At 31.5% G+C, this 24845-nt stretch carries 20 protein-coding genes, 3 tRNA genes and 1 riboswitch; of the genes, 21 read left to right on the top strand and 2 right to left on the bottom strand.

Features of this window, described 5'->3' with window-relative positions:
• Positions 1–12: 12 nt before the first annotated feature.
• A complete protein-coding gene (folE, locus tag Q0O83_RS04020) occupies positions 13–564 on the bottom strand; it encodes a GTP cyclohydrolase I FolE (protein ID WP_294094385.1) in 552 nt (183 codons plus the stop codon).
• A 130-nt stretch (positions 565–694) separates the two neighbouring features.
• Between folE and ylxM the strand changes: the two genes are divergently transcribed.
• The 13 genes from ylxM (at position 695) to Q0O83_RS03955 (ending at position 15623) form a co-directional block, all read left to right on the top strand.
• Positions 695–1006 carry a YlxM family DNA-binding protein gene (gene ylxM / locus Q0O83_RS04015; protein WP_294094383.1) on the top strand — a complete coding sequence of 104 codons (312 nt, stop codon included), beginning with the start codon at positions 695–697 and terminating at the stop codon, positions 1004–1006.
• Between the two features lie 11 nt (positions 1007–1017).
• Positions 1018–2361, top strand: a complete 1344-nt coding sequence (ffh, locus tag Q0O83_RS04010; RefSeq protein WP_294094381.1) for a signal recognition particle protein — start codon at positions 1018–1020, stop codon at positions 2359–2361.
• Positions 2362–2427: 66 nt separating this feature from the next.
• Positions 2428–2691, top strand: coding sequence for a 30S ribosomal protein S16 (rpsP, locus tag Q0O83_RS04005; protein ID WP_185875745.1), 264 nt, complete (start codon positions 2428–2430; stop codon positions 2689–2691).
• Positions 2692–2806: 115 nt separating this feature from the next.
• A complete protein-coding gene (locus tag Q0O83_RS04000; RefSeq protein WP_294094376.1) occupies positions 2807–4972 on the top strand; it encodes a Tex family protein in 2166 nt (721 codons plus the stop codon).
• 3 nt (positions 4973–4975) lie between these two features.
• On the top strand, positions 4976–7315 hold the full coding sequence (locus Q0O83_RS03995; RefSeq protein ID WP_294094375.1) for an ATP-binding protein: 2340 nt from the start codon (positions 4976–4978) through the stop codon (positions 7313–7315).
• Positions 7315–10110, top strand: coding sequence for an isoleucine--tRNA ligase (gene ileS / locus Q0O83_RS03990; RefSeq protein WP_294094374.1), 2796 nt, complete (start codon positions 7315–7317; stop codon positions 10108–10110). The genes Q0O83_RS03995 and ileS overlap by 1 nt, the downstream gene beginning before the upstream one ends.
• A gap of 19 nt (positions 10111–10129) precedes the next feature.
• Positions 10130–10588, top strand: a complete 459-nt coding sequence (gene lspA, locus Q0O83_RS03985) for a signal peptidase II (RefSeq protein ID WP_294094372.1) — start codon at positions 10130–10132, stop codon at positions 10586–10588.
• Positions 10589–10599: 11 nt separating this feature from the next.
• Entirely contained in the window at positions 10600–11472 is an 873-nt protein-coding gene (glyQ, locus tag Q0O83_RS03980) for a glycine--tRNA ligase subunit alpha (protein ID WP_047382395.1), read from the top strand.
• A gap of 25 nt (positions 11473–11497) precedes the next feature.
• Positions 11498–13573 carry a glycine--tRNA ligase subunit beta gene (glyS, locus tag Q0O83_RS03975; protein WP_294094370.1) on the top strand — a complete coding sequence of 692 codons (2076 nt, stop codon included), beginning with the start codon at positions 11498–11500 and terminating at the stop codon, positions 13571–13573.
• Between the two features lie 61 nt (positions 13574–13634).
• A riboswitch (SAM riboswitch) is annotated at positions 13635–13722 on the top strand.
• An 82-nt stretch (positions 13723–13804) separates the two neighbouring features.
• Positions 13805–14959: a methionine adenosyltransferase gene (metK, locus tag Q0O83_RS03970; protein WP_294094368.1), complete on the top strand. Its 1155-nt coding sequence runs from the start codon at positions 13805–13807 to the stop codon at positions 14957–14959.
• Between the two features lie 84 nt (positions 14960–15043).
• Positions 15044–15400, top strand: a complete 357-nt coding sequence (locus Q0O83_RS03965; protein ID WP_294094366.1) for an arsenate reductase family protein — start codon at positions 15044–15046, stop codon at positions 15398–15400.
• A gap of 69 nt (positions 15401–15469) precedes the next feature.
• Positions 15470–15544 (top strand) — tRNA-Glu (locus tag Q0O83_RS03960).
• A 3-nt stretch (positions 15545–15547) separates the two neighbouring features.
• Positions 15548–15623, top strand: a tRNA-Val gene (locus tag Q0O83_RS03955).
• A 100-nt stretch (positions 15624–15723) separates the two neighbouring features.
• Here the strand turns inward: Q0O83_RS03955 and Q0O83_RS03950 are convergent.
• Complete coding sequence (locus Q0O83_RS03950) at positions 15724–16230, bottom strand: OmpH family outer membrane protein (RefSeq protein ID WP_294094365.1); 507 nt, start codon at positions 16228–16230, stop codon at positions 15724–15726.
• Positions 16231–16327: 97 nt separating this feature from the next.
• On the opposite strand from Q0O83_RS03950, the gene Q0O83_RS03945 reads away from it, so the two are divergent.
• The 8 genes from Q0O83_RS03945 (at position 16328) to Q0O83_RS03910 (ending at position 24787) form a co-directional block, all read left to right on the top strand.
• Positions 16328–18436 carry a penicillin-binding protein gene (locus Q0O83_RS03945; protein ID WP_294094363.1) on the top strand — a complete coding sequence of 703 codons (2109 nt, stop codon included), beginning with the start codon at positions 16328–16330 and terminating at the stop codon, positions 18434–18436.
• A gap of 9 nt (positions 18437–18445) precedes the next feature.
• Positions 18446–20728 carry a primosomal protein N' gene (priA, locus tag Q0O83_RS03940; RefSeq protein ID WP_294094362.1) on the top strand — a complete coding sequence of 761 codons (2283 nt, stop codon included), beginning with the start codon at positions 18446–18448 and terminating at the stop codon, positions 20726–20728.
• A gap of 44 nt (positions 20729–20772) precedes the next feature.
• Positions 20773–21276: a peptide deformylase gene (gene def, locus Q0O83_RS03935; RefSeq protein ID WP_294094361.1), complete on the top strand. Its 504-nt coding sequence runs from the start codon at positions 20773–20775 to the stop codon at positions 21274–21276.
• The gene (locus Q0O83_RS03930; RefSeq protein WP_294094359.1) at positions 21276–21545 is read left to right on the top strand and encodes a septum formation initiator family protein; all 270 of its coding nucleotides are present in this window, start codon (positions 21276–21278) and stop codon (positions 21543–21545) included. Before def ends, Q0O83_RS03930 begins: the two co-directional genes overlap by 1 nt.
• Positions 21546–21553: 8 nt before the next feature.
• A complete protein-coding gene (gene glpX, locus Q0O83_RS03925) occupies positions 21554–22579 on the top strand; it encodes a class II fructose-bisphosphatase (RefSeq protein ID WP_294094358.1) in 1026 nt (341 codons plus the stop codon).
• A 61-nt stretch (positions 22580–22640) separates the two neighbouring features.
• Positions 22641–23135, top strand: coding sequence for a hypothetical protein (locus Q0O83_RS03920; RefSeq protein ID WP_294094356.1), 495 nt, complete (start codon positions 22641–22643; stop codon positions 23133–23135).
• Between the two features lie 11 nt (positions 23136–23146).
• Positions 23147–24658: a family 10 glycosylhydrolase gene (locus Q0O83_RS03915; RefSeq protein WP_294094354.1), complete on the top strand. Its 1512-nt coding sequence runs from the start codon at positions 23147–23149 to the stop codon at positions 24656–24658.
• 53 nt (positions 24659–24711) lie between these two features.
• Positions 24712–24787, top strand: a tRNA-Gly gene (locus tag Q0O83_RS03910).
• Positions 24788–24845 lie beyond the last annotated feature (58 nt).

The following is a 24845-nucleotide window of genomic DNA, read 5'->3' as shown; positions in this document are numbered from 1 at the left end:
ACTTCACTCCTGTTATTTTATTAGATTAAGAAATTCGTTTTTAAGATTGTTGTTTTCATTAAAAACTCCTTTAGATGAAGTGGTGATTGCCTTAGCTCCTAAAGCTTTTACACCTCTCATAGTCATACAAGTATGCTCTGCTTCTATAAAAACATAAACACCTTGACATTTTATTCCTGTATAGATTGTTTCAGCAATCTCTTCACAAAGTCTTTCTTGAAGTTGAGGTCTCTTAGCATAGGCTTCGATAACTTTTATAATATCTCCAAATCCTACAATCTCTCCATTTGGAATATATCCCACAGATATTTTTCCGAAAAAAGGAAGGAAGTGATGCTCGCACATAGAGTAGAAAGTGATATCTTTTTCTATAACTAAATCATTATTTTTTACAGGAAATGTTCTTTCTAAAAAATTATACGGATTAATAGAAAGCCCTGAGAAAATCTCTTTATAAAAGAGCTCTATTCTTTCAGGCGTGTTTTGAATAACCTCTTCAGAGATAACTCCTTTTCCATTATCTATATCTAAAATTATATTTTTAATATGATTTTTTAAAACCATTAAATCACCTCATAAACTTTATATTTGCTTAAATTATAGCATAGAGGGAAGTGTAAAAAAACTTAAACTTTTGTAAAGAAAAAATGCTTGACAAAAAATATAAGAATAGATATAATATGTTGGTGATATTATGGAATTGAATGAGATGTTAGAAGTCTCTATTCTGCTTGACTATTATAGTGAACTTTTAAGCGATAGACAAAAAGAATATTTGTTAGAGCACTTCGAAGGAGACCTTTCTCTTAGTGAGATTGGAAAGAAGTATAATGTAACTAGACAAGCTGTCTATGATAACATAAGAAGAGGAATAAAAATTTTAAGAGATTATGAAGAGAAGATAGGGTTTCATAAAAGAGATTTAGAACTACTATCACAGCTAAAAGAGTTGAAAAAAGATTTTAAACTTGAAAAGCTAGAAGAAATAATCGAAAAAAACTTTTAGTAGGGGTGGCCATGTTAGAAAATTTAGGAAATAGATTCCAAGACATAATGAAAAAAGTAAGAGGTCATGGAAAACTAAGCGAAAGTAATATAAAAGAGGCTTTACGTGAAGTTAGAATGTCTTTACTAGAGGCCGATGTAAACTACAAAGTTGTTAAAGAATTTGTTGCAAAAATTCAAGAGAAAGCTGTTGGAGCTGAAGTTTTAACAGGGATTAATCCTGGACAACAATTTATTAAAATAGTAAACGATGAGTTAATAGAACTTTTAGGAGGAACTAACTCAAGACTTACAAAAAGTGCTAAGAATCCAACTGTAGTTATGTTAGCTGGTCTTCAAGGAGCAGGTAAAACAACGTTTGCAGGTAAATTGGCGAAGTACTTAAAAAAACAAGGCGAAAAACCTTTCTTAATAGGAGCAGATATATATAGACCTGCAGCTATGAAGCAATTAGAGGTTTTAGCTCAACAAATAGGAGCAGATGTTTACTTTGAAATTGGAAGTAACGATGCAGTAGGTATTTGTGAAAGAGGATTAGAAAAAGCTAAAGAGTCTGGAGCAACGTATTTAATAATAGATACTGCTGGTAGATTACATATAGATGAGAAGCTGATGGAAGAGTTAAAAGAGGTTAAGAAAGTTGTTAGACCTCAAGAGATTCTTTTAGTAGTGGATGCAATGATAGGACAAGATGCAGTAAATCTTGCACAATCATTTAACAATGCACTTAGCATTGATGGAGTAGTACTTACAAAGTTTGATGGAGATACAAGAGGTGGAGCTGCGCTGTCAGTGAAATCAGTAGTTGGAAAGCCTATTAAATTTGTTGGAACTGGAGAGAAGATAGATGATTTAGAACTGTTCCATCCTGAAAGATTGGCATCAAGAATTTTAGGAATGGGAGATGTGGTTTCTTTAGTTGAAAAAGCTCAAGAAGCTATTGGAGAAGAGGATGCAAAATCTCTTGAAGAGAAAATCAGAACTCAAAAGTTTGACTTAGATGATTTTTTAAAACAACTGCAAAATATTAAAAAGCTAGGATCGCTAGGTAGTATTCTAAAGATGATACCAGGTATGGGTCAAATCGGAGATTTAGCACCAGCTGAAAAAGAGATGAAAAAAGTTGAAGCCATTATTCAATCGATGACTAAAGAGGAAAGAAAAAAGCCAGAGATATTAAAAGCTAGTCGTAAGCAAAGAATAGCTAAGGGTAGTGGAACGGATGTAGCAGATGTAAATAAATTACTGAAGCAGTTCGAACAGATGAGAGAGATGATGAAGATGTTCTCAACTGGAAAGTTCCCACAACTTCCTGGAATGGGTGGAAGAAAAGGTGGAATGAAGTTTCCATTTTAAATAGAGAAGTAGAAGTAATACCAAAAATAAAAAAAATAGAAATATAAGAAGGAGAAGTGATTTTAGATGTTAAAATTAAGATTAACTAGAATGGGAAGCAAAAAGAGACCTGTATACAGAATAGCTGCAATGGAAGCTTTATCAAGAAGAGATGGAAAGGCAGTAGCTTACTTAGGAAACTACTATCCATTAGAAGAAGGAAAAGTAACTCTTAAAGAAGAGGAGATCGTAAAGTTCCTTATGAACGGAGCACAACCTACAAGAACAGTTAAGTCTTTATTAGACAAATCTGGTGTTTGGGCAAAGTTCGAAGCTGCAAAGAAAAACTAATTGCATAAATTTAGGTGCCTGAAAAGGCACCTTTTTTTTCTGTTTGTGTTAGACATTGATTATCAAAATATGGTATAATACAAGGTAAATTCAACTATGAAAAGGAGATGGATTAATGGATACACTCTTTAATAGAATTGCAAAAGAAACAGGATTGACTGTTGAGCAAGTTACTAATACGGTAAAACTTTTAGATGAAGGAGCAACGGTTCCGTTTATTGCAAGATATAGAAAAGAAGTTACTGGAAATTTAGATGAAACAAACATTTTGAAAATATCTGAGTCAATAACTTATCTTAGAAACTTAGAAGTAAGAAAAGAAGAGGTTATCAGATTAATTGATGAGCAAGGAAAGCTGACTGATGAAATAAAATCACAGATTATATCAGCACAAAAGCTTCAAACAGTAGAGGATATTTATTTCCCTTACAAGAAGAAAAGAAAAACAAAAGCTGACGTAGCAAAAGAGCAAGGATTAGAGCCTTTATCTGAAAAGCTTTATACATTGAAATCATTAAGTGAACTAGAACAAGAGAGTCAACTTTTTATAACAGAAGAGGTTGAAAATGTAGAAAAAGCTATTGAAGGTGCAAAATTAATTGTAGCTCAAAATTTATCTGAAACTTTAGAGTACAGAGAGAGATTGAGAGAAGACATGTTAAAAAAAGCTTCTATAGTTGCTAAAAAAACTAAAAAAGCTGAAGAGTTAGATGTAAAACAGATATACAAAGATTATTATGAGTATACAGAACCTGTAACAAAGGCCTTATCTCACAGAGTTTTAGCTTTAAATAGAGGAGAAAATGAGGGTATATTGACAATATCTTTAAATTTTGAAGAGAAAGATAGAGAGAGTGTTGAAAGATACCTATTAAAAGATTTTAAAAATAAAGAGTTAAACAATCTTCATAAAGAGATTGTAATAGATGCTCTTGATAGATTAATTTTACCTTCTATTGAAAGAGAAGTTAGAAATATATTAACTGAAAAGGCAGAGGATGAAGCGATATTAGTATTTAAAGAAAATTTAAAAAACCTTTTAATGCAGCCACCTCTACATGAGAAAAATATATTAGCTTTAGATCCTGGGTATAGAACGGGATGTAAAGTAGCTATTATAGATAAGGATGGATTCTTTAGAGAAAATACAGTATTCTATCTTGTAAAAGCGATGCATCATGAGAATCAACTAAAAGATGCTGAAAGAAAAATGAAGGATTTTATTAAAAGATATAATATCGATATAATTGTTATAGGAAACGGAACAGCCTCAAGAGAAACAGAAAGTTTTGTTGCAGGTGTTCTTAAAAATATCGACTCTGATGTTAAATATTTAATTGGAAATGAAGCGGGAGCTTCTATATATTCAGCTTCAAAAATTGCAGTTGAAGAGTTTCCAGATTTAGATGTAACAGTAAGAGGAGCTATATCTATAGGAAGAAGAATTCAAGATCCATTAGCTGAACTGGTTAAGATTGATCCTAAATCTATCGGAGTAGGAATGTATCAGCATGATGTTAATCAAAAAAGATTAGATTTATCATTAGAAGAGATTATTCAGCTTGTTGTAAACAATGTTGGGGTAAATGTAAATACTGCTTCTTGGGCACTTTTATCATTTGTATCTGGAGTAAAAAAGAGTGTTGCTAAAAGTATAGTTGAGTATAGAAAGGATAATGGAAACTTTAAGAATAGAAAACAACTTTTAAAAGTTAAAGGATTGGGAGCTAAAGCTTACGAGCAGATGGCGGGATTCTTAGTTATTCTTGACGGGGAAAATCCTTTGGACAACACGATAATCCATCCAGAGTCTTATAAGATAGCTGAACAGATATTAAAATGTGTGGGCTTATCACTAGATGAATATGAAAAGGATTTAGCAAAAGCTAAAGAGATTTTATTAGGATTTGATTATGGTAAATTTGCAAAAGAGAATGAGTATGGTCATGAAACAGTAAAAGATATTTTTGAGGCTCTGATTAAAGAGAGAAGAGACCCAAGAGATAGTATTCAAAAACCTATTTTAAAATCAGATATCTTAAATATAGATAACCTTCAACCAGGAATGGAATTAGAAGGAACTGTTAGAAATGTTATTAAATTTGGTGCCTTTATAGATATAGGTTTAAAAAACGATGCTTTACTTCATATTTCTGAAATATCGGATAAATTTATAGATGATCCAAGCAAAGTTCTTGCTGTTGGGCAGATTATAAAAGTTAAGATAAAAGATATTGATAGAGAGAGGGAAAGAGTAGGACTTACTAAAAAGGGGATTTAGAGGATGAGAATAAAAAAAAATTCATTGTTGATAAAAATAATTTTTTACAATGATATAGCAATATTTTTAACCTCAATTTTAATTGCTGTAGTTGTAATATTAACATCCTTTCAAGACATGGAGCAAAGGGTAGAAGATACAACTAAAAATAAAATGAATCTTCTTATGGGAAACTATAAATCATATTTTGGAGAGATTCGAAATGATGTTTATAAAGAGATTGCAAAATATAGAATAAATGAAGGTAACCAAAAAGTTGCTGAAATGTTAAAATATAATCTTTTAAAAGAGGATTTTAGAAACTATTATAACTCTGTAATAACTATAATCTCTTCTGATGGAGAGCTTTTAGCGGAATATGGAAATAAGGGGAATCTAGGAACTCTAACTGAGGATAATATTCATATTTTACTTGAAACCTCTACTAAAAAAGAGTTTGAAGAGTTAGGATATTATCTAGCAGAAGTTCAAGGTAAAATCTATGGAAGAGTAGTAATTCCTTATGGAACTGAAGATATTACATACTACTTGGTGGTTTCAATACCAATCAATAAAGATTTTTTAACTTCATTGACAGAAGGACTAGAATTAAGCTCGAAAGATAAGGTTTATTTTGTAACCAATAGTTCTGACAAATCTGAGCTTCAAGCAAAATTCTTTTTCTCACATAGAACCTATAGAGAGATATTAAGAAAAGATTATAAAAATTATTATTTGAACAAAAAGATTAATGGTTTATCATATTATGTAGGAATTTACAATTTAATAGGTTATAATGATAGTTATTTAGGAAGTTTTGTAATATCTCTTTCAAAAGAAAAGGTGACTGAGGAAAAACTGATGACAGCTATCTATATAGGAATATTAGTTTTACTAATAATGATAATAAGTTCTACAGTTTCAAGTAAGGTATTTAGAAAATTACTGCTACCTCTTAGTCAGATAGCGGATTTAGCTGATAAAATTTCTAATGGAGAAAAGGTTGAGGATATTAAAGTCGTTGGTCAAGGTGAGATTAGAACTTTATCGATTTCGTTTAAAGAGATGATTGAGAAATTAAATGTAGCTCAAGAGGATTTAACTATTCAAAATAAAGAGTTAGTTAGAAATATTGAAAAAATAGAAGCTATAGATAAACTATTAATGGGAATGAATATAGAACAGGATACTTTCAAAACTATTAAAAAATTAGTTAATGGATTTACATCTGAAGTGGGGCTCGGTTATAGTAGAGCTATGTATTTCAGATATAGTAGAGAAAATGACTATTTAATTGGAGAGGAAATATCTATCAATAGAACTCTAAAAGAGGAGAGTAGAAAAGGATTTAAATTCCAATTGAAAAATTTAAAAGAGTTAATCCTATTTACAAAAGTTCCAATAAATAATGAAAGTTTATTGGCGAAATCGTTTAGAGAACAAAAGATTATATATAAAAACGACGATGGATATAAGTATGATTTAGGTAATGATGTTTTAAAAGCTGTTGGTTTAAAGAACTTCTTTATATTCCCTATCCACGGAGCGGGTAAGTTTTCAGGAGTTGTCCTTGTGGATAACTATACAAAAGATGTTCGTATAAATCAAGAGGAGCTAGAATTACTAAATCTGCTTTCGATGAACTTCTCGATAGGAATTAATAATAAAGAGATTGTGCTAGATACTTTAGAAAGTCAAAGAGTGATGACGATAGAGAAGTTAGCCACAAGATTTTTAAAATTGAGAGGAGAAGTTGTTGACAAACTTCTAAAGTGTGTTGACTCTGAAAATCCAGGTGAAAAGATAATAGAGGAATTAACAACAATAAAGCCATATTTAGCTAGAATTAAAGAGGATAATGAATCTTTAAAATTCTATTCTGAAGAAAAAGAAGAGAAGTATGAGCGAGTTTGTTTAGATAAAATTATAAATGAAGCTATAGAAAAATATAGTAAAAGATTTAAAAGTGAAAATATTTCTGTTTCGTTTTTCAATGCTACAAGTGGTAGTGTACTAGGAAGCAGAAAGCAACTTGAAAAGGTTATTAAGGAGCTTATAGAAAATGCCTGTAATGCTCTTTTAAATAAAAAGAATAACAGAAGAATAGATATTATTCTATCTAAAAGAAGAATTAATGAAAAAATAGAGCTGAAAATTATTGATAATGGAGAGGGAATATCAGCTAAGCAGTTAGAGGATATTTATGAACCGTTTGTAAGTTATTCTCCTCAAACATTAGGATTAGGATTATTCTTTGTTCATAAGATAATTAAAGATCATGGTGGAGTAATTAAACACTTCTCTGAAGAGGGGAATAGTACAGAAGTAAAAATAACATTAAATGCATATAAGGAGGAAGTCTAATGGAAGAAAGAGATTACGGTAAAACGTTAAACCTTCCGAAAACAAGTTTCCAAATGAGGGCGAACTTACCAACGAAGGAACCAAACATCTTAAAAAAATGGGATGATCAAAAAATTTATGAAAAGGGATTACAAAAGGGGAGTAAAACATTTATACTTCACGATGGACCTCCATACGCTAATGGTGGAATCCATATAGGACATGCTTTAAACAAAATCTTAAAAGATATTATCTTAAAGTATAAGAGATTATCTGGATATTCAGTACCTTACGTACCTGGATGGGATACTCATGGATTACCAATCGAGTTAAAAGTGAGTGAAGAGTTAGGTGCTAAAATGAAAGAGATGTCACCTCTTGAAATTAGAGAGAAGTGTACAGAGTATGCTAAGAAATGGGTAGAAGTTCAAAAAGAAGGATTCCAAAGATTAGGAATTTTAGGAGAGTGGGATAATCCATACCTAACTTTAAACCCAGAGTATGAAGCAAAGCAATTAGAAGTATTCGGAGAACTTTATGAAAATGGATATATATTCAAAGGATTAAAGCCAATTTACTGGTCTCCAGTAACAGAAACAGCTTTAGCAGAAGCAGAAATAGAGTATAAAAACCACGTTTCTCCATCAATCTACGTAAAGATGGAAGCTAACGAAGAGATTATGGAAAAGTTAGGAATGACTGAATCACTTTATTTAGTTATCTGGACAACAACTCCATGGACTTTACCAGCAAACACTGGAATAGCATTAAACGGAGAGTTTGAGTACGGAATATACAAAACAGAAAAAGGAAACTTAATCTTAGCAAAAGTTTTAGCAGATAAAGCGTTCCTTGATATGGGAGTAAAAGAAGTAGAGTTAGTAAAAGAGTTCGTAGGAGCAGACTTAGAAAACTTAACTTATAAGCACCCATTCTTAGATAGAACTGGAAAAGTTGTTTTAGGAACTCACGTAACTGCAGAAGCAGGTACAGGAGTAGTTCATACAGCACCAGGACACGGTCAAGATGACTATGTTGTAGGAGTTAGATACGGATTACCAATTATCTCTCCAATCAACAATAAAGGAGTTTTAACTGAAGAGGCTGGACAATTTGCTGGATTATTCTATAAAAAAGCAAACAAAGTTATAGCTGAGCATTTAACAGAAACAGGACATCTATTAAGTTACAAAGAGTTTGAGCACTCTTATCCACATGATTGGAGATCAAAAACTCCAGTAATCTTTAGAGCAACTGAGCAATGGTTCATTAGATGTGAAGGGTCTGATTTAAGAGAGAAGGCTTTAAGAGCATTAGATGACGTTAAGTTTGTTCCTGAGTGGGGAAGAAATAGAATTGGTTCAATGTTAGAGACAAGACCTGACTGGTGTATCTCAAGACAAAGAACTTGGGGAGTGCCAATTCCTGTATTCTATAATGAAGTAACTGGAAAAGAGATCTTCGAAAGAGAGATTTTAGATAGAGTTATTGGAATAGTAAAAACTGAAGGATCTGCAGCTTGGGTTAAATACTCAGCAGAAGAGTTAATCGGAGAAGAGCTTTTAGTAAAATATAACTTAAAAGGTTTAGAGTTAAGAAAAGAAACAAACATAATGGACGTTTGGTTCGATTCAGGTGTTTCTCATAGATCTGTATTAGAAACTAGAGAGGGACTTCATAGACCAGCTGATTTATACTTAGAGGGATCAGATCAACATAGAGGATGGTTCCAAACATCTCTATTAACATCTGTTGGATCAACAGGAGATGCTCCATTCAAGATGTTACTAACTCACGGATTCGTAAATGATGGTGAGGGTAAAAAGATGTCTAAATCTGTAGGAAACGTTGTTGCACCTCAAGATGTAATCAAAGTTTACGGAGCAGATATATTAAGATTATGGTGTGCTTCAGTAGATTACAGCGAAGATGTAAAAATCTCTGATAACATCTTAAAGCAAATGGCAGAAGCTTACAGAAGAGTAAGAAATACAGCTAGATATATCTTAGGAAACTCAGCAGATTTCAATCCAGCAACAGATGCAGTAGCATATGAGGATTTAATGGAAATCGATAAGTGGGCATTAAATAAGTTAGAGAGATTAAAGAGAACAGTAACAGAGTCATATGAAAAGTATGAGTTCTACAACCTATTCCAAGAGATTCACTACTTCTCAGGAATTGATATGTCAGCATTCTATCTTGATATAATCAAAGATAGATTATATACAGAGAAAGCGGATTCAAAAGAGAGAAGAGCAGCTCAAACAGTAATGTCAGAAGTTTTAGTAACTTTAACTAAAATGGTTGCACCAATTCTATCATTCACTGCAGAAGAGATCTGGGAAACATTACCAGAGTCATTAAAAGATTCTGAGTCAGTACTATTAACTGACTGGTATGCAAACAACGATCAATACTTAAATGATGAGTTAGATACGAAGTGGGAAGAGATTGCTAAACTTAGAAAAGATGTAAACAAAACTTTAGAGTTAGCAAGACAAGGTGAAAATAAAATAATAGGAAACTCTTTAGATGCAAAAGTTATATTAAATGCAGCAGATGCAGATTTAGAGAGATTCTTACAAGAGAATAAAGAGATTTTAGAAGAGGTGTTCATAGTTTCTCAATTAGTAATTACTAATGAAAAAGATGATTCATTCGTAAAAGGTGAGGAGCAAGAAGCTTTATTTGTAAAAGTAGAGCATGCAGACGGAGAAAAATGTGAAAGATGTTGGAAGTACTCGACAGAGTTAGGAACTAACCCTGAGCATGAAACAATCTGTCCAAGATGTACATCGGCACTAGTTGATTAATTATTCAAAGAGGTGAGCTGTGTTATATATAGGGATAATATTTGTATTAGTTTTTCTAGATCAAATCTCAAAATATGAAATAGACACCTGGTTAATAGAAGGAGAAACGTTCCCCGTAATTGGGGACTTTTTCCATCTAACATATGTGAAAAATAGAGGTATAGCTTTCGGAATGTTTCAAGGGAAGTTAGATATAATCTCTATACTTACAGTTGTTGTGATATTTGGACTAGGGTTTTATTTTTACAAAAATAGAGAGAAGTTTTCGGTTGTTGAAAAGTTAGGATACTCGTTCATTTTAGGTGGAGCAATTGGTAATATAATCGATAGAATCTATAGAGGTTTTGTTATTGATATGATCGACTTTAGAGGGATATGGGTATTTGTATTCAATTTAGCTGATGTTTGGATAAATATAGGAGTTATTCTAATAATAATAGATAGCTTATTAGAAAGTAAAAGCAAAAAGAGAAATTAGGAGGAAGTGAAATGACATTTCAAGAGATGATATTTGCTCTTCAGCAGTATTGGAGTTCAAAAGGGTGTATCATTGGAAATCCATACGATATAGAAACAGGAGCTGGAACATTTAACCCAAATACATTTTTAATGTCTTTAGGACCAGAGCCTTGGAATATAGCATATGTTGAGCCATCAAGAAGACCAAAGGATGGAAGATATGGGGAGAACCCAAACAGGGTTTATCAACATCATCAATTCCAAGTTATAATGAAACCATCACCAGATAATATTCAAGAGTTATACTTAGAATCGTTAAAAGTTTTAGGAATTGATCCTTTAAAGCATGATATACGTTTTGTAGAAGACGATTGGGAATCACCAACTTTAGGAGCTTGGGGATTAGGATGGGAAGTATGGCTAGATGGAATGGAAGTAACTCAGTTCACATATTTCCAACAAGTTGGAGGATTAGAGCTAGATGTTGTTCCTGTTGAGATAACATATGGACTAGAAAGATTAGCACTTTACATTCAAAATAAAGAGAATGTTTATGATTTAGAGTGGGCTCCAGGAATTAAATATGGAGATATGAGATACCAATATGAGTATGAAAACTCTAAATATTCATTTGAAGTAGCAGATTTAGAAAATCATTTTAAATGGTTTGATGACTATGAGAAGGAAGCTGATAGAGCACTAAATGAAAACTTAGTAATGCCAGCATATGACTATGTTTTAAAATGTTCTCACACATTCAACGTTCTTGACTCAAGAGGAGCAATCTCTACAACTGAGAGAATGGCTTATATTTTAAGAGTTAGAAACCTAGCTAAAAGATGTGCAGAGGTATTTGTACAAAATAGAAAAGAACTAGGATATCCTTTACTAAAGAAGAAGTAAAAGGAAAAAAGAGGAGGAATAGAAAGTGAGATTACTTTTTGAAATAGGGATGGAAGAACTACCTGCAAGATTCCTTGTTCAAACTCTAAAAGAGATGAAAGAGAATTTAGAAGGTAAATTAAATGATAAAAGAGTAAAGTTTGATGAGATAAAAACTTTTGGAACACCAAGAAGACTTGTTGTTTTAGTTGAAGGTTTAGCTGAAACTCAAGAGGATTTAGATATTTTAAATATGGGTCCTGCAAAGCAAGTTGCATTTGGTGAAAATGGAGAGATTTCAAGAGCTGGATTAGGATTTGCTAAATCTCAAGGAGTAGAAGCAACTGATTTAGAGATTATTGAAACTCCAAAAGGTGAATACATAGCTGTAAGAAAATTCTTAAAAGGAGAATCTACAAAGACACTTCTTTCAGAACTTTTAAAAGAGTTAGTATTAGAGATTAATTTCCCAAAATCAATGAAATGGGGAGAGAAAAAATTAAAGTTTGCTAGACCAATTCAATGGTTCTTAGCTTTAGTAAATGAAGAGATAGTAAACTTTGAAATAGAGGGAATTAAAAGTGGAAATGCTTCAAGAGGTCATAGATTCTTTGGAAGTAACTTTGAGGTTTCAACTATTGATGAGTATTTCGAAAAAATTAAAGAGAACAATGTTATTATAGATATCGAAGAGAGAAAAGATTTAATTAAAAAACTTATAAAAGAGAATTGTGAAGAAACAGGAGAACAAGTTTTAGTAGATGAAGAGCTATTAAAAGAGGTTACAAACCTAGTTGAATACCCATTCCCTATAGTTGGAACATTTAATTCAGACTTCTTAGAAGTTCCTCAAGATGTTTTAATAATATCTATGCAAGTTCACCAAAGATATTTCCCAATCTTAGACTTAGATGGAAAACTATTACCAAAGTTCGTTGTTGTTAGAAATGGTATAGAGGATTCTGAGCATGTAAGAAAAGGAAATGAAAAAGTTTTATCAGCAAGACTTGCTGATGCAAGATTCTTCTACCATGAAGATTTAAAGAAACCTTTAGTTGAAAATGTAGAGAAATTAAAGCAAGTTGTATTCCAAAAAGATTTAGGAACAATTTATAATAAAATTGAAAGATCAATCAAGATTGCAGATTACTTAATCGAAGCTATCGGAATGGAAACAAGAAGAGAAACTGTTGAAAGAACAATTCTTTTAGCAAAAGCAGATTTAGTATCTAATATGATTGGAGAAAAAGAGTTCACAAAACTTCAAGGATTTATGGGAGCAGATTATGCACTTAAATCTGGAGAATCTGAATTAGTAGCTAAAGGAATTGAAGAACACTACTACCCAAGATATCAAGGTGATTTATTACCAAAAGGTGTTGAAGGAATTGTAGCTGGAATATCTGATAGAGTGGATACACTTTGTGGATGTTTCGGAGTTGGAATTATTCCAAGTGGTTCTAAAGATCCATTCGCTTTAAGAAGAGCAGCGTTAGGAATTGTAAATATAATTTTAGATTCTAACTTAAATATATCTTTAAAAGCTTTAGTTGAAAGAGCAGTAGATACTCTAGAAGCAGCAGCAGTTTTAAAAAGAGATAAAGCTGAAGTTATAAACGAAATTATGGAGTTCTTCAAGCAAAGAGCACTTAATGTATTTACTGAGATGGGATATTCAAAAGATATCGTATCAGCAGTAGTAGATAAGAGTTATGATAACTTAGTGGATACTCTATTAAGAATAAAAGCTGTAGATGAGTTCACAAAAATGGATAGTTTCAACAACTTAGTTTCATTAATGAAAAGAGTTGGAAATATCTCTAAAGGATTTGAAGGAGTAATCGTAAATTCTGATCTTTTAGTTGAAGAGATAGAGAAGGAACTGTTCCAAAAATCACAAGAGGTTGCAAGAGATGCTGAAGAGATGTTAGTAGCTAAGAACTACATAGGATACTTAAATGTAATCTTATCAACAGAGGATATTATCAATAGATACTTCGAATCTATAATGGTTATGGATAAAGATGAAGCTATAAAAAATAATAGACTTTCTCAACTTAATTACATTGCAACAATCTTCAATAAAATGGTTAACTTAACATTAATTGAAGAAAAAAAATAAAAAAGTATTGACTAAAAGATACAAATACGATATAATTTAGCAGTAAAAAACAAAAACAAAAAAATCATCAAGAGAGACTGAGGGACTGGCCCTATGACGTTTCAGCAACCTACCTTAGAGGTGTGGTGCTAATTCCAGAAAGATGACCTATAAAGAGCATTTAGCCTTTTATCTTTCTGGAGAGATAAAAGGCTTTTTTTATCTCTTTTGATTAATTCTTAGGAGGAACAAATGAAAAATTTAACTTACTTTACTTCAGAATGTGTATCACCAGGACATCCAGATAAGATCGCGGATCAAATATCGGATGCAGTATTAGATGCATGTATAAAAAATGACCCAGCAGCAAGAGTAGCTTGTGAGGTATTCTGTACTACAGGTCAAGTAATCGTAGGTGGAGAGATCACAACTACAACATATATCGATATTCAAGATATCGTAAGAAATAAAATAGATGAAATTGGTTACAAGCAAGGTATGGGATTTGACTCTGACTGTGGTGTTTTAAATGCGATTCACTCACAATCACCTGATATCGCTATGGGAGTAGATGTTGGAGGAGCAGGAGACCAAGGTATAATGTTCGGAGGAGCAGTAAAAGAAACTCCAGAGTTAATGCCATTAGCTTTAGTTTTAGCAAGAGAGATTATCGTAAAATTAACAAGATTAACAAGATCAAAAGATTTAGCTTGGGCTAGACCAGATGCAAAATCTCAAGTAACTTTAGCATATGATGAAAATGGTGCGGTTGTAGGAGTAGATACTGTAGTAGTTTCAGTTCAACATAATCCAGAAGTAACTCAAGAGCAAATTCACCACGATGTAAAAGAGTTAGTAATAAAGCCAGTATTAGAAGCTTACAATTTAAATGCTGAAGAGGTTAAGCATTACCATATCAACCCAACAGGAAGATTCGTAATAGGAGGACCACACGGAGATACTGGATTAACAGGAAGAAAGATAATCGTAGATACTTACGGTGGATTCTTTAGACACGGTGGAGGAGCGTTCTCTGGAAAAGATCCTTCAAAAGTTGATAGATCAGCAGCTTACGCAGCTAGATGGGTTGCAAAAAATATCGTAGCAGCAGATTTAGCTGACAAATGTGAAGTTCAACTTTCTTATGCAATAGGAGTAGTAGAACCTACATCTGTAAAAGTTGAAACTTTTGGAACTGGAAAAGTTGAAGAGATAAAATTAGCAGAAGCAGTTCAAAATGTCTTTGACTTAACACCTAGAGGAATCGAAAGAGATCTAGAGTTAAGAAGTGGAAACTTTAATTATCAAGATTTAGCAGCTTTCGGACATATCGGAAGAACTGATTTAGATTTACCTTGGGAAAGAGTAAATAAAGTTGAAGAGTTAAAAGCTCTTTTAGCTAGATAATAGTATACAAAAAAAGGGAAGAATACTCTTCCCTTTTTTCTTTTTTAATGTTAAGCTATATAAAAAAGTATAGGAGAGGATAGTATGAAATATTTATTTTTAAATTACCCTAAATGCTCAACTTGTGTTAAGGCTAGAAAATGGTTAGAGGAAAATGAAGTAGAGTTTGATGCTAGACATATTGTAGAAAACAATCCAACAAAAGATGAGTTAAAAAAATGGTTGGAATTAAGTGGATTACCTGTAAAAAAATTCTTTAATACAAGTGGGATTCTTTATAGAGAGATGAATTTAAAAGAGAAAGTTGCTGAAAATAATGAAGATGAATTATTAGAGATACTTTCAACAAACGGAATGTTAGTAAAGAGACCTTTAGTTATTGGAGATAATAAGGTTTTAATTGGATTTAAAGAAAAAGAGTGGGAAATTTTAAAAAAATAAAAAACATGTTGACATTTTTTAAAAAAGATGGTACTATTATTATGTAGCAACAACGCGAAAGCGAAAGTTGCCCCGTTCGTTCAACGGTTAGGACAATAGATTTTCACTCTATAAACAGGGGTTCGATTCCCCTACGGGGTACCATTTGGAAGCATAGCTCAGTTGGGAGAGCACCTGCCTTACAAGCAGGGGGTCACTGGTTCAAGTCCAGTTGTTTCCACCATATATGAACTTTAAAGCACATAGGTGCTTTTTTTTTTTATTCTTTAAAAAGTTTCTTTGAAAGAATAAAAAAATAAAAAAAAGGATATTGTATATCCTTTTTAGAGTTGTTTTTTTAAAAGATTAGTTGTATCTAATTTATATGATTCTTTATTATTTAAAAAATTAATAACCTCTTCTGTTAAATCTACTCCACCGTAAATTGTAGCACTTTTCTCAATAACCATTTCTAAATTCTTTTGTTTTCCGATCAATATGGAAACAGAGTCAATCTCAAATTTAATATCATATATAAAACTTTGTTGCTCTTCTTGGAAATCTCTTTCAGAAATCTCTATCTTATCTTGAAATTGTTTTTTTAAGTCTAATAATTTTTTCTTATCATTTTCAGTAATTTTTGATTTTGATTTTATAATTTTTTCCTGTTCTAGTAAACTTTGTCTTAGACCTTCAATTTCTGAATTTAATTCTAATCTTTTATTTTCAAGTTTCTCTTCCATCTCATAACGCTTGTTGTATTGGCTAAAAATATATTCAGAGTCGATAACTCCGATATTAAGTGCAAAGGCTGAAGTGGTCATAAAAAGCAATAGAAATAAAACATTCATACAATTACTCCTTTTTGTGGAATTTTATTCTTATTATACCTTATTTTGCCAATATTTGATATAATATTTAAAAGAAAAATAAAAAGAGGATGGGTACATGAATAAGAAACTAAAAATATTTTTACTTTTGATACAAATATTAGGAATCGGACTTTCTTTATACTATAAAAAATTCTTATTAACTGTAGCAGTTTTATTGATGCTAGCTTTTAATTTATATGTGTTTTTTAAATGGAAAAAAATAAAAATGAAAAATAATTTTATTTTGAGATCTTTTATAGTTTCAGATGTTATATTATTTTGTTTTTTTATATTGATGTTTAGAATGGTTCAAATTCAATTATTTGACTCTGAAAATTATAAAGAAGCGATAAATAAACAAGTGAATGTTGAAAGAAAAGAGGGGGGAGAGAGAGGTAATATATACGATTCAAAAGGTAAGGGGTTAGCTTATAGCATAAATATGTATGAGTTATCTGTTGATCCTAAAAGATTTGTAAAGTCAGCAGAAGCACCAGAAGCTTTAAAAGAACTTATAAATAAAAAATATATAAGAGAAAATTATAAACCTCTTTTAAGTACGATAAATAAGTTGGGGAAAGAGGATAGAGTTTATAAAAGGTTGAATAGAAACATAGATGATGTAGAGAAAAAAGAGATAGAGAATATTTTAGAGAAGTATAAAATTAAAGGAAAAAATATAATATTTTTAACAGGAAGAAAAGAGAGACGTTATTATAAAGCTGATCAATATTTCTTTTTAGTTGGAAATATAGGATTTAAAAAGGGTACAGAAAAAGAGGGGATATTCGGAATCGAACTTTTTTATGAAAACTATTTAAAAGGTGATAGAAGCTCAAGAGTAATTCCAAGTATAAGAAGCTTAGGAGTTGGATTGCCAACTGCAGAAGCAAGAACGAAGGTTAATTTGAATGGTATGGATTTACATTTAACAATAGATAACGATTTGCAATATATTCTTGATGATGAGATGGAAAAGCAATTCAAAAAAACGAATTCAGAAGAGGCGTATGCAATTATGATGGATCCTAATACAGGAAAAGTATTAGCAACTTCGTTTTTTAGAAAAAATAAAAAAGCAGTAACAAATCCAATTTTTCAATCTCAACTAGAACCTGGTTCGATTTTTAAGCCTCTGATTATAGCTGCGGCTTTAGAGGAGAAAAAAATAAAAAAGACTACAAAGTTTGATATAGGTGATGGAACTTTTAGGAGATACAATCATACAATTAAAGAGAGTAGTAGAAGTGTAAAAGGAGTACTGACGACAGAAGAGGTATTGAAAAAATCAAGTAATATTGGAATGGTTTTAATGGGGGATATGTTTACAAATGAGGAGTTTGATAACTATTTAGAAAGATTTGGATTGTATAGTAAAACTGGAGTGGATTATCCTTATGAGCAAACTCCGAGAAGAGAGCCTGTTAAACGTTGGAATGGATTGAAGAAGAGTACCATGACATTCGGGCAAGGAATAGCAGTTACACCGATTCAGATGATAACAGCATTCTCCGCTGTTGTAAACGGCGGAACAATGTATCAACCATATATAGTTGAAAAGATAACAGATAAAGATGGTCTTGTTGTTAGAAGAAATCTACCAGTAAATAAAGGGAAGATAATCAGTGAAGCAGTATCTAAAGAGATGAGATTTATGATGGAGTCAGCTGTAGAAGATGGTACGGTAAAAAAGGGTGGTGTAGATGGTTATAGAATTGGTGGAAAAACAGGAACAGCTCAGTTTAGTGAAAGAGGAAGGTATGTAAAAAATGAGTATCTTTCATCGGTTATAGGATTCTTTCCAGTTGAAAAGCCACAATATATAATGTTAGCTATGTTCTTTAAACCACAAGGGAATATTTTATACGATAAATTTGGAGGAACGGCAGCAGCTCCAGTATTAGGTGAAATTATAAAAAAGATAACAAAATTAAAAAGTATATCTCCAATAAATATAGATAAAATTAAAGTTGCGGGAAGAAGTAGTTTAAAGAGTGTAACGAATCATGAGGAGTTAATTTTGATGCCAGATTTAAAAGGTCTTAGTGGTAGAGATGTCATTGAAATATTTAAAGGTAGCAATATTGAAGTTGAGTTGATAGGTGCTGGTGTAGTTATAGAGCAGAGTATTCAAGCACAAAAAGAGTTGACGAATGTAAAAAAAATAAAAATAAAATTAAACTAGGAGAAAGTAATGAGATATTTTAGTATCTATATAGAAAAAACTAACGATTTCTATACTTATGCCAGTGAAGATAAAGATATAAAAATTGGAGACAGAGTATTAGTATCTTTTAGAAATAAAGATAAGGTTGGACTTGTTGTAAAAGAGGAGGCTGATAAAGAGTATTCTTTTAAAGTTTTAAAGATAAAAAGAATACTTTATGAAGAGTTAAGTTTTTCAAAGGAATTTATAGAACTTTTGTTATGGATAAAAGATTATTATATGAGTTCTTTTGAACAGGTTTTTTCAACGGCTGTACCAGCGGGAGTAAAAATAAAATATGAAGATATTTATAGAGTTAATATGGAAAAAGAGAGTTTGTTTATAGATGAGCTCTTACAATATTTTTACGATAAATTAAAAATTAGAAAAAAACCTTTGGTAGATAAATTTTCAAAAGAGAAGCTTCAGCAATTTGTTGATGAGAATCAGTTGAAGGTAGTTGATGGTTGGTATATTTTAAATAGAGATTTAGAAAACAGAAATGAAGAGCTTTATAAGTATTTTCAAAAGAAAGAAACAGTAGGGAAACTTACTTTGGAAAAAAAGTTTGAGAAAAAACTAATCGAAAAACATCTAAAAGAGAGTAATATTTTTTTTGAGAGAAAAATAAAAAGTTTTGATGAAGAGAGATTAAAAAAAGAGTTAGTTGAAAAAGTTTTTAAAGAGGATACTGAATTAAATGAAGAGCAAGAGAAAATAAAAAGTGGAATTGAAAATTCAAATAAAAGACATTTTCTTATTAGAGGAGTAACAGGTTCAGGAAAAACAGAGATATATATCCATCTTATAAAAAGAGCGTTAGAAAAAAATAAAGGTTCTATATTTTTAGTTCCAGAAATTTCTTTGACTCCACAGATGGTTAAAAGATTTAAAATTGAATTTGGAGAGGGAGTTGCAATCTTACATAGTAGATTATCACCTACAGATAGAGCAAAAGAGTGGTATAGTATTTATACTGGAGATAAAAAAGTAGTTTTAGGTGTTAGGTCAGCTATATTTGCACCTGTACAAAACTTGGAGTATATAATAGTTGATGAAGAGCATGAAAATAGTTATAAGCAAGATAGTTCACCGAGATATAACGCTAAGTTTGTAGCTATAAAAAAAGCTGAGCTAGAGGATGCCAAAGTGGTTTTAGGCTCGGCAACACCCTCGATTGAAAGTTACTACTATGGCAAAAAGGGTATCTTTCAACTGTTTGAGATAGAGCACCGTTATAAAGATGCAAAGTTACCAGAGATAGATATAGTAGATATGAAACAAGAGCAGGACAGTTTTTTTAGTGAGAAACTATTAGAGGAGATGAGAACCGCACTTTTAAGAAAAGAGCAGATTATTTTACTTCTGAATAGGAAAGGCTATTCAACTTTAGTTCAGTGTGAGGATTGTGGGCACATGGAAGAGTGTGAACATTGCTCTATAAAACTCAACTATTATGCAAGTAACGGTAGTTTGAAATGTAATTACTGTGGCATATCAAAAAAGTATACTGGAAGATGTTCAAAGTGTAATAGTAAGAATATGAGCTTTAGTGGGCGTGGAGTTGAAAGAGTTGAAGAGGAACTAAGAAAAAGATTTCCAGTAAACATAATAAGGGTAGATGGCGAAGTTTCGAAAGAAAAGGATTTCTATGAAAATATGTACAATGATTTTTTAGCAGGAAAGTATGATATTATGATTGGAACTCAAATGATATCAAGAGGGCTTCACTTTCCAAATGTAACATTAGTTGGAGTTATAAATGCTGATACGATTATGACTATTCCAGACTTCAGATCAGGAGAGAGAACATATCAAATGATAACTCAAGTTGCAGGAAGAGCCGGAAGAGGCGAGAAGAATGGAAAGGTAATAATTCAAACATATCAACCTGAAAATTATATAATAGAAAAAATTCAAGAAAATAGTTATGTTAATTTTTATGAAAAAGAGATAGAGAAAAGAGAGATACTTTCATATCCACCATTTTCAAAGGTTATCAATATAGGGATATCCTCATCAGAAGAAAATGGATTAGAGGAGTATTGTCACGCTGTTTTTAAAGAGATTCAAGATGAAACAGTTGAATTATATGGCCCAATGAGATCCTTAGTTTATAAAGTTAAAGGTAGATATAGATGTAATATTTTTATAAAGGGAAGTAGAGAAAATATAAATTTATTTAAACTAAAACTAGAGGAAAAATTAAAAAAAGTTGAGAATAAAAAATATAGAGTGGTTGTTGATGTAGACCCGATTAATCTAATATGATATAATATGTACTAGGAAAAAAGAGAATTGGAGGAAAAGTAAGTATGGTATATGATATAAAAATATATGGGAATGATTCTTTAAGAACTGTTGCAGAGCCTGTAGAGGCTATCACACCAGAGATTTTAGAGATTTTAGATAATATGGTTGAGACTATGCATGAAGCAAATGGTGTTGGATTAGCAGCTCCACAAGTTGGAATAGCAAAAAGAATAGTTGTAATTGATGTTGGGGATGGAGTTATAAGAAAAATTATAAATCCAGAACTAATAGAGCTATCTGACGTAGTTGAAAATGAAGATGAAGGATGTTTAAGTGTTCCAGGCGTTTATAAACCTGTAAAAAGATCGGTAACTGTAAAAATAAAGTATACGAATGAAAAAGGTGAAGAGGTTGTTGAAGAGGGAACAGGCTTATTAGGAAGAGCTTTCCAACATGAATATGATCATTTAGAAGCAATTTTATTCGTAGATAAAATATCACCAGTTGCAAAAAGGATGGTTTCTAAAAAGTTACAACTTTTAAAGAAAGAATCAGGTAAAAACTAATGAAAAATCTACTTTGGATAATCCCATTGGTTATACATTTTGCATTTTTAGGACAAAATATATTTAGATCATTTATAAAAATCGATAAGTTAAAAATAGAGCAAGAGATAAAGATTAAAAAGAGAAAAGAGATTGAAAGCTTGATTGTTAAGTATGATGAAATGATTGAGGATATAAATAATCCCTTTTACAGAGAAAGAGTAGCTAGGAATCAACTCCAAATGGTTTTACCTGGAGAAAAAATTTATAGATTAATTGAAACAAAGTAGGAGGAAAAATGAAAAGAGAGTTAGCTTTAGAGTTTGCTAGAGTTACAGAAGCAGCAGCCTTAGCCGCTTATAAATGGGTAGGAAGAGGAGATAAGGAGGCAGCAGATCAAGCAGCGGTAGACGCTATGAGAACTGTGCTAAATGGGATAAAAATTCAAGGGGAGATTGTAATAGGAGAGGGAGAGATTGATGAAGCTCCTATGCTTTACATCGGAGAAAAGGTAGGAATTGATTCTCCAGATAAAGATAGATTCTCAGCAGTAGACATCGCAGTTGATCCTGTAGAAGGAACAAGAATGACTGCTCAAGGTCAAGCTAATGCGATTGCAGTATTAGCTGTAGGAAATAAAGGAAGTTTCTTAAAAGCTCCAGATATGTATATGGAGAAATTAATAGTTGGGCCAGAAGCAAAAGGTGTAATTGATTTATCTAAGCCTTTAATGGAAAATATCGATAATATCTGTAAAGCGTTAAAAAAACCTTTAGAGGAATTAACAGTAGTAATATTAGATAAGCCAAGACATAAAGAGATAATAAAAGATTTACAAGCTTTAAATATTAAGGTTTATGCACTTCCAGATGGAGACGTTGCAGGATCAATTTTAACATCAGTTGTAGATTCTGATGTAGATGTTCTTTATGGAATTGGAGGAGCTCCTGAAGGAGTTATATCAGCAGCAGTTATTAAAGCTTTAGGTGGAGATATGCAAGCTAGATTAAAATTAAGAAGTGAAGTTAAGGGAGTTTCTTTAGAGAACGATAAAATTTCAGCTTATGAAAAATCAAGATGTGAAGAGATGGGACTTAGAGTTGGAGATGTTCTTAAGATGGACGATCTAGTAAAAGATGACGAAGTTATATTCTCAGCAACAGGAATAACAAGTGGAGATCTTTTAGAGGGTGTAAAAAGAAAAGGAAATATAGCTAGAACTCAAACTTTAGTAATTAGAGGAAAAAGTAAAACAGTTAGATATATAAATGCGGTTCATAACTTAGATTATAAACCAGAAGATATCATGGAATTAGTAAAATAATAAATAATTGAATAGAAAAGTAGAGATGAGTCTCTACTTTTCTTCTTTAATAGGAGGAATAATGTTTTTTTATGATGATTTTATAAAGAAAATAGCAAAAACAAAGATAGAATATAAGGCGATGAGAAAATATAGTTTAGAAGCAAAAAAGCTAGTGATGTGGCTAGGAACAGGATTGCCATTGATACTAATTGGTTTACTTCAAGGGTATATAGGCTATACAAAAGGTTTCAGTATCCCCTATTTAGCTATTGCAGGACTACTTTTATTCTTAGGATTAAAGCACTTGAAAAATATATTTTCATATAAAATTGTTTTAGATTGCGAAAAGAAAAAAGTTTTAGGTCAAGGTTTAGATTTAGCATTTGAAGAGATAGAATCATGTACTTTGAAAGAGGGAGTAGTAGGAAAGGCTAGTAGATTACAAGTTATTATTAGAATAGTTACTAAAGATAAAAGAGAGATAATTGTACCACTTATAATGGGAAATAAAATTGATTTTATATGTGCTTTAAGAGATGAGTTAGGAGAAAAATTTTCAATCATAAAGGGATAAAAGGAGAATTTATGAAGAGAGTAGCTTATACATTTTGTTTATTTCTAATAACTTTATCAGTTGTATTTGCAAAAGATGGTGATAGAGAGTTTAGAGGAGTTTGGATTGCTACAGTGGATAATATAAACTGGCCGTCTAAACAAGGTTTATCTATAGAGGAGCAGAAAAAAGAGTTTATAGATATATTGGATGAGATAAAATCATTGAATATGAATGCAGTAATTATGCAAGTTCGACCGACAGCTGATAGGTTTTATGGGAAAGTAACAAAGGAACCTTGGTCAAAATATATAACGGGAGAGATTGGAAAAAATCCTGGGTACGATCCTTTGGAATTTTTTATAGAGGAAGCCCATAAAAGAAACTTAGAGTTTCATGCTTGGTTTAACCCATATAGAATAACATTGAAAAAAAATGAAGAGATAGCAAAAGATCATATAGCAAGAAAGAATCCTGAGTGGGTTATTCAATATGATGGAAAACTTTATTATGATCCTGGAAATCCAGCAGCTAGAGAATTTACAGAAAATGTAATAGTTGATGTTGTTAAAAATTACAATATAGATGGAGTTCATATGGATGATTATTTCTATCCCTATCCAGTACTTGATAAAAACAAAAAAGTAGTTCCTTTTGGAGATGATAAAACGTATAAATTATATGGAAAAGAGTTAACAAGAGAGGATTGGAGAAGAAAAAATACAGATACATTTGTAAGAGAGTTATCAAAAAAAATAAAAAAAGCAAAACCATATGTTAAATTTGGAATAAGTCCTTTTGGTGTTTGGAGAAATAATGATAAAGATATAACTGGATCAGCAACAAGAGCAGGTGCTGAAAATTATGATACATTATATGCAGATACAAGAACTTGGATAAAAAATGAATGGATTGATTATATAGTTCCACAAATATATTGGGATTTTAATTTAAAAGTTGCTCAGTATGATATTTTAGTTGATTGGTGGATTAATGAGGTAAAAGATAGTAATGTAAATCTATATGTTGGTCATGCTGCTTATAAAATAGATACAACGAAAGCTTGGAAGAACGAGAAAGAGTTGATTGAGCAGATTAAATATAATAGAAAATCAAAAGGTGTTGCTGGAAGTGTTTTCTTTGGATTTGATAAAATTCAAAAGAACAGCTTGAATATAAAAGATAATTTGAAAAAAGAGGTATATCAGAACCAAATTTTACCTTCAAGAACTCCTTGGATAGATGAGGTTCCACCGAAGCCGGTTACAAATTTAGCAGGGAAAATAACTAAGGATGGCGTTCTTTTAACTTGGGATGATCCAGCAAATAATTATACTGATTACTATGCTATATATAGAAGTAGGAATAAAGATTTTGATGGCGTTTCATCAAAATATCTTTTAGGTACTGTAAAAAGAAAATATGGATTGAAATATTTAGATAAAACAGCTCAGAAAGGTGAAAATTATTACTATAAGGTTTCTCCAGTAGATAAGGTTCATAATGAAGGGGCAGTAAAAGAAAAAGTTTTTTTAAAAAAATAAAAAACTTTGTTGACAAAGTTTGAAAGTTGTGGTACTATATCTTTGTAAGTGATGCGGGAGTAGCTCAGTTGGTAGAGCGTCAGCCTTCCAAGCTGAATGTCGCGAGTTCGACCCTCGTCTCCCGCTCCATACAAAGATGCGTCATTAGCTCAGATGGTAGAGCACACGACTTTTAATCGTGTTGTCA

Origin of the sequence: uncultured Cetobacterium sp., assembly GCF_945952365.1 — a bacterium.
GTDB lineage: Bacteria > Fusobacteriota > Fusobacteriia > Fusobacteriales > Fusobacteriaceae > Cetobacterium_A.
This window is presented reverse-complemented; position numbering and strand designations above follow the sequence as displayed.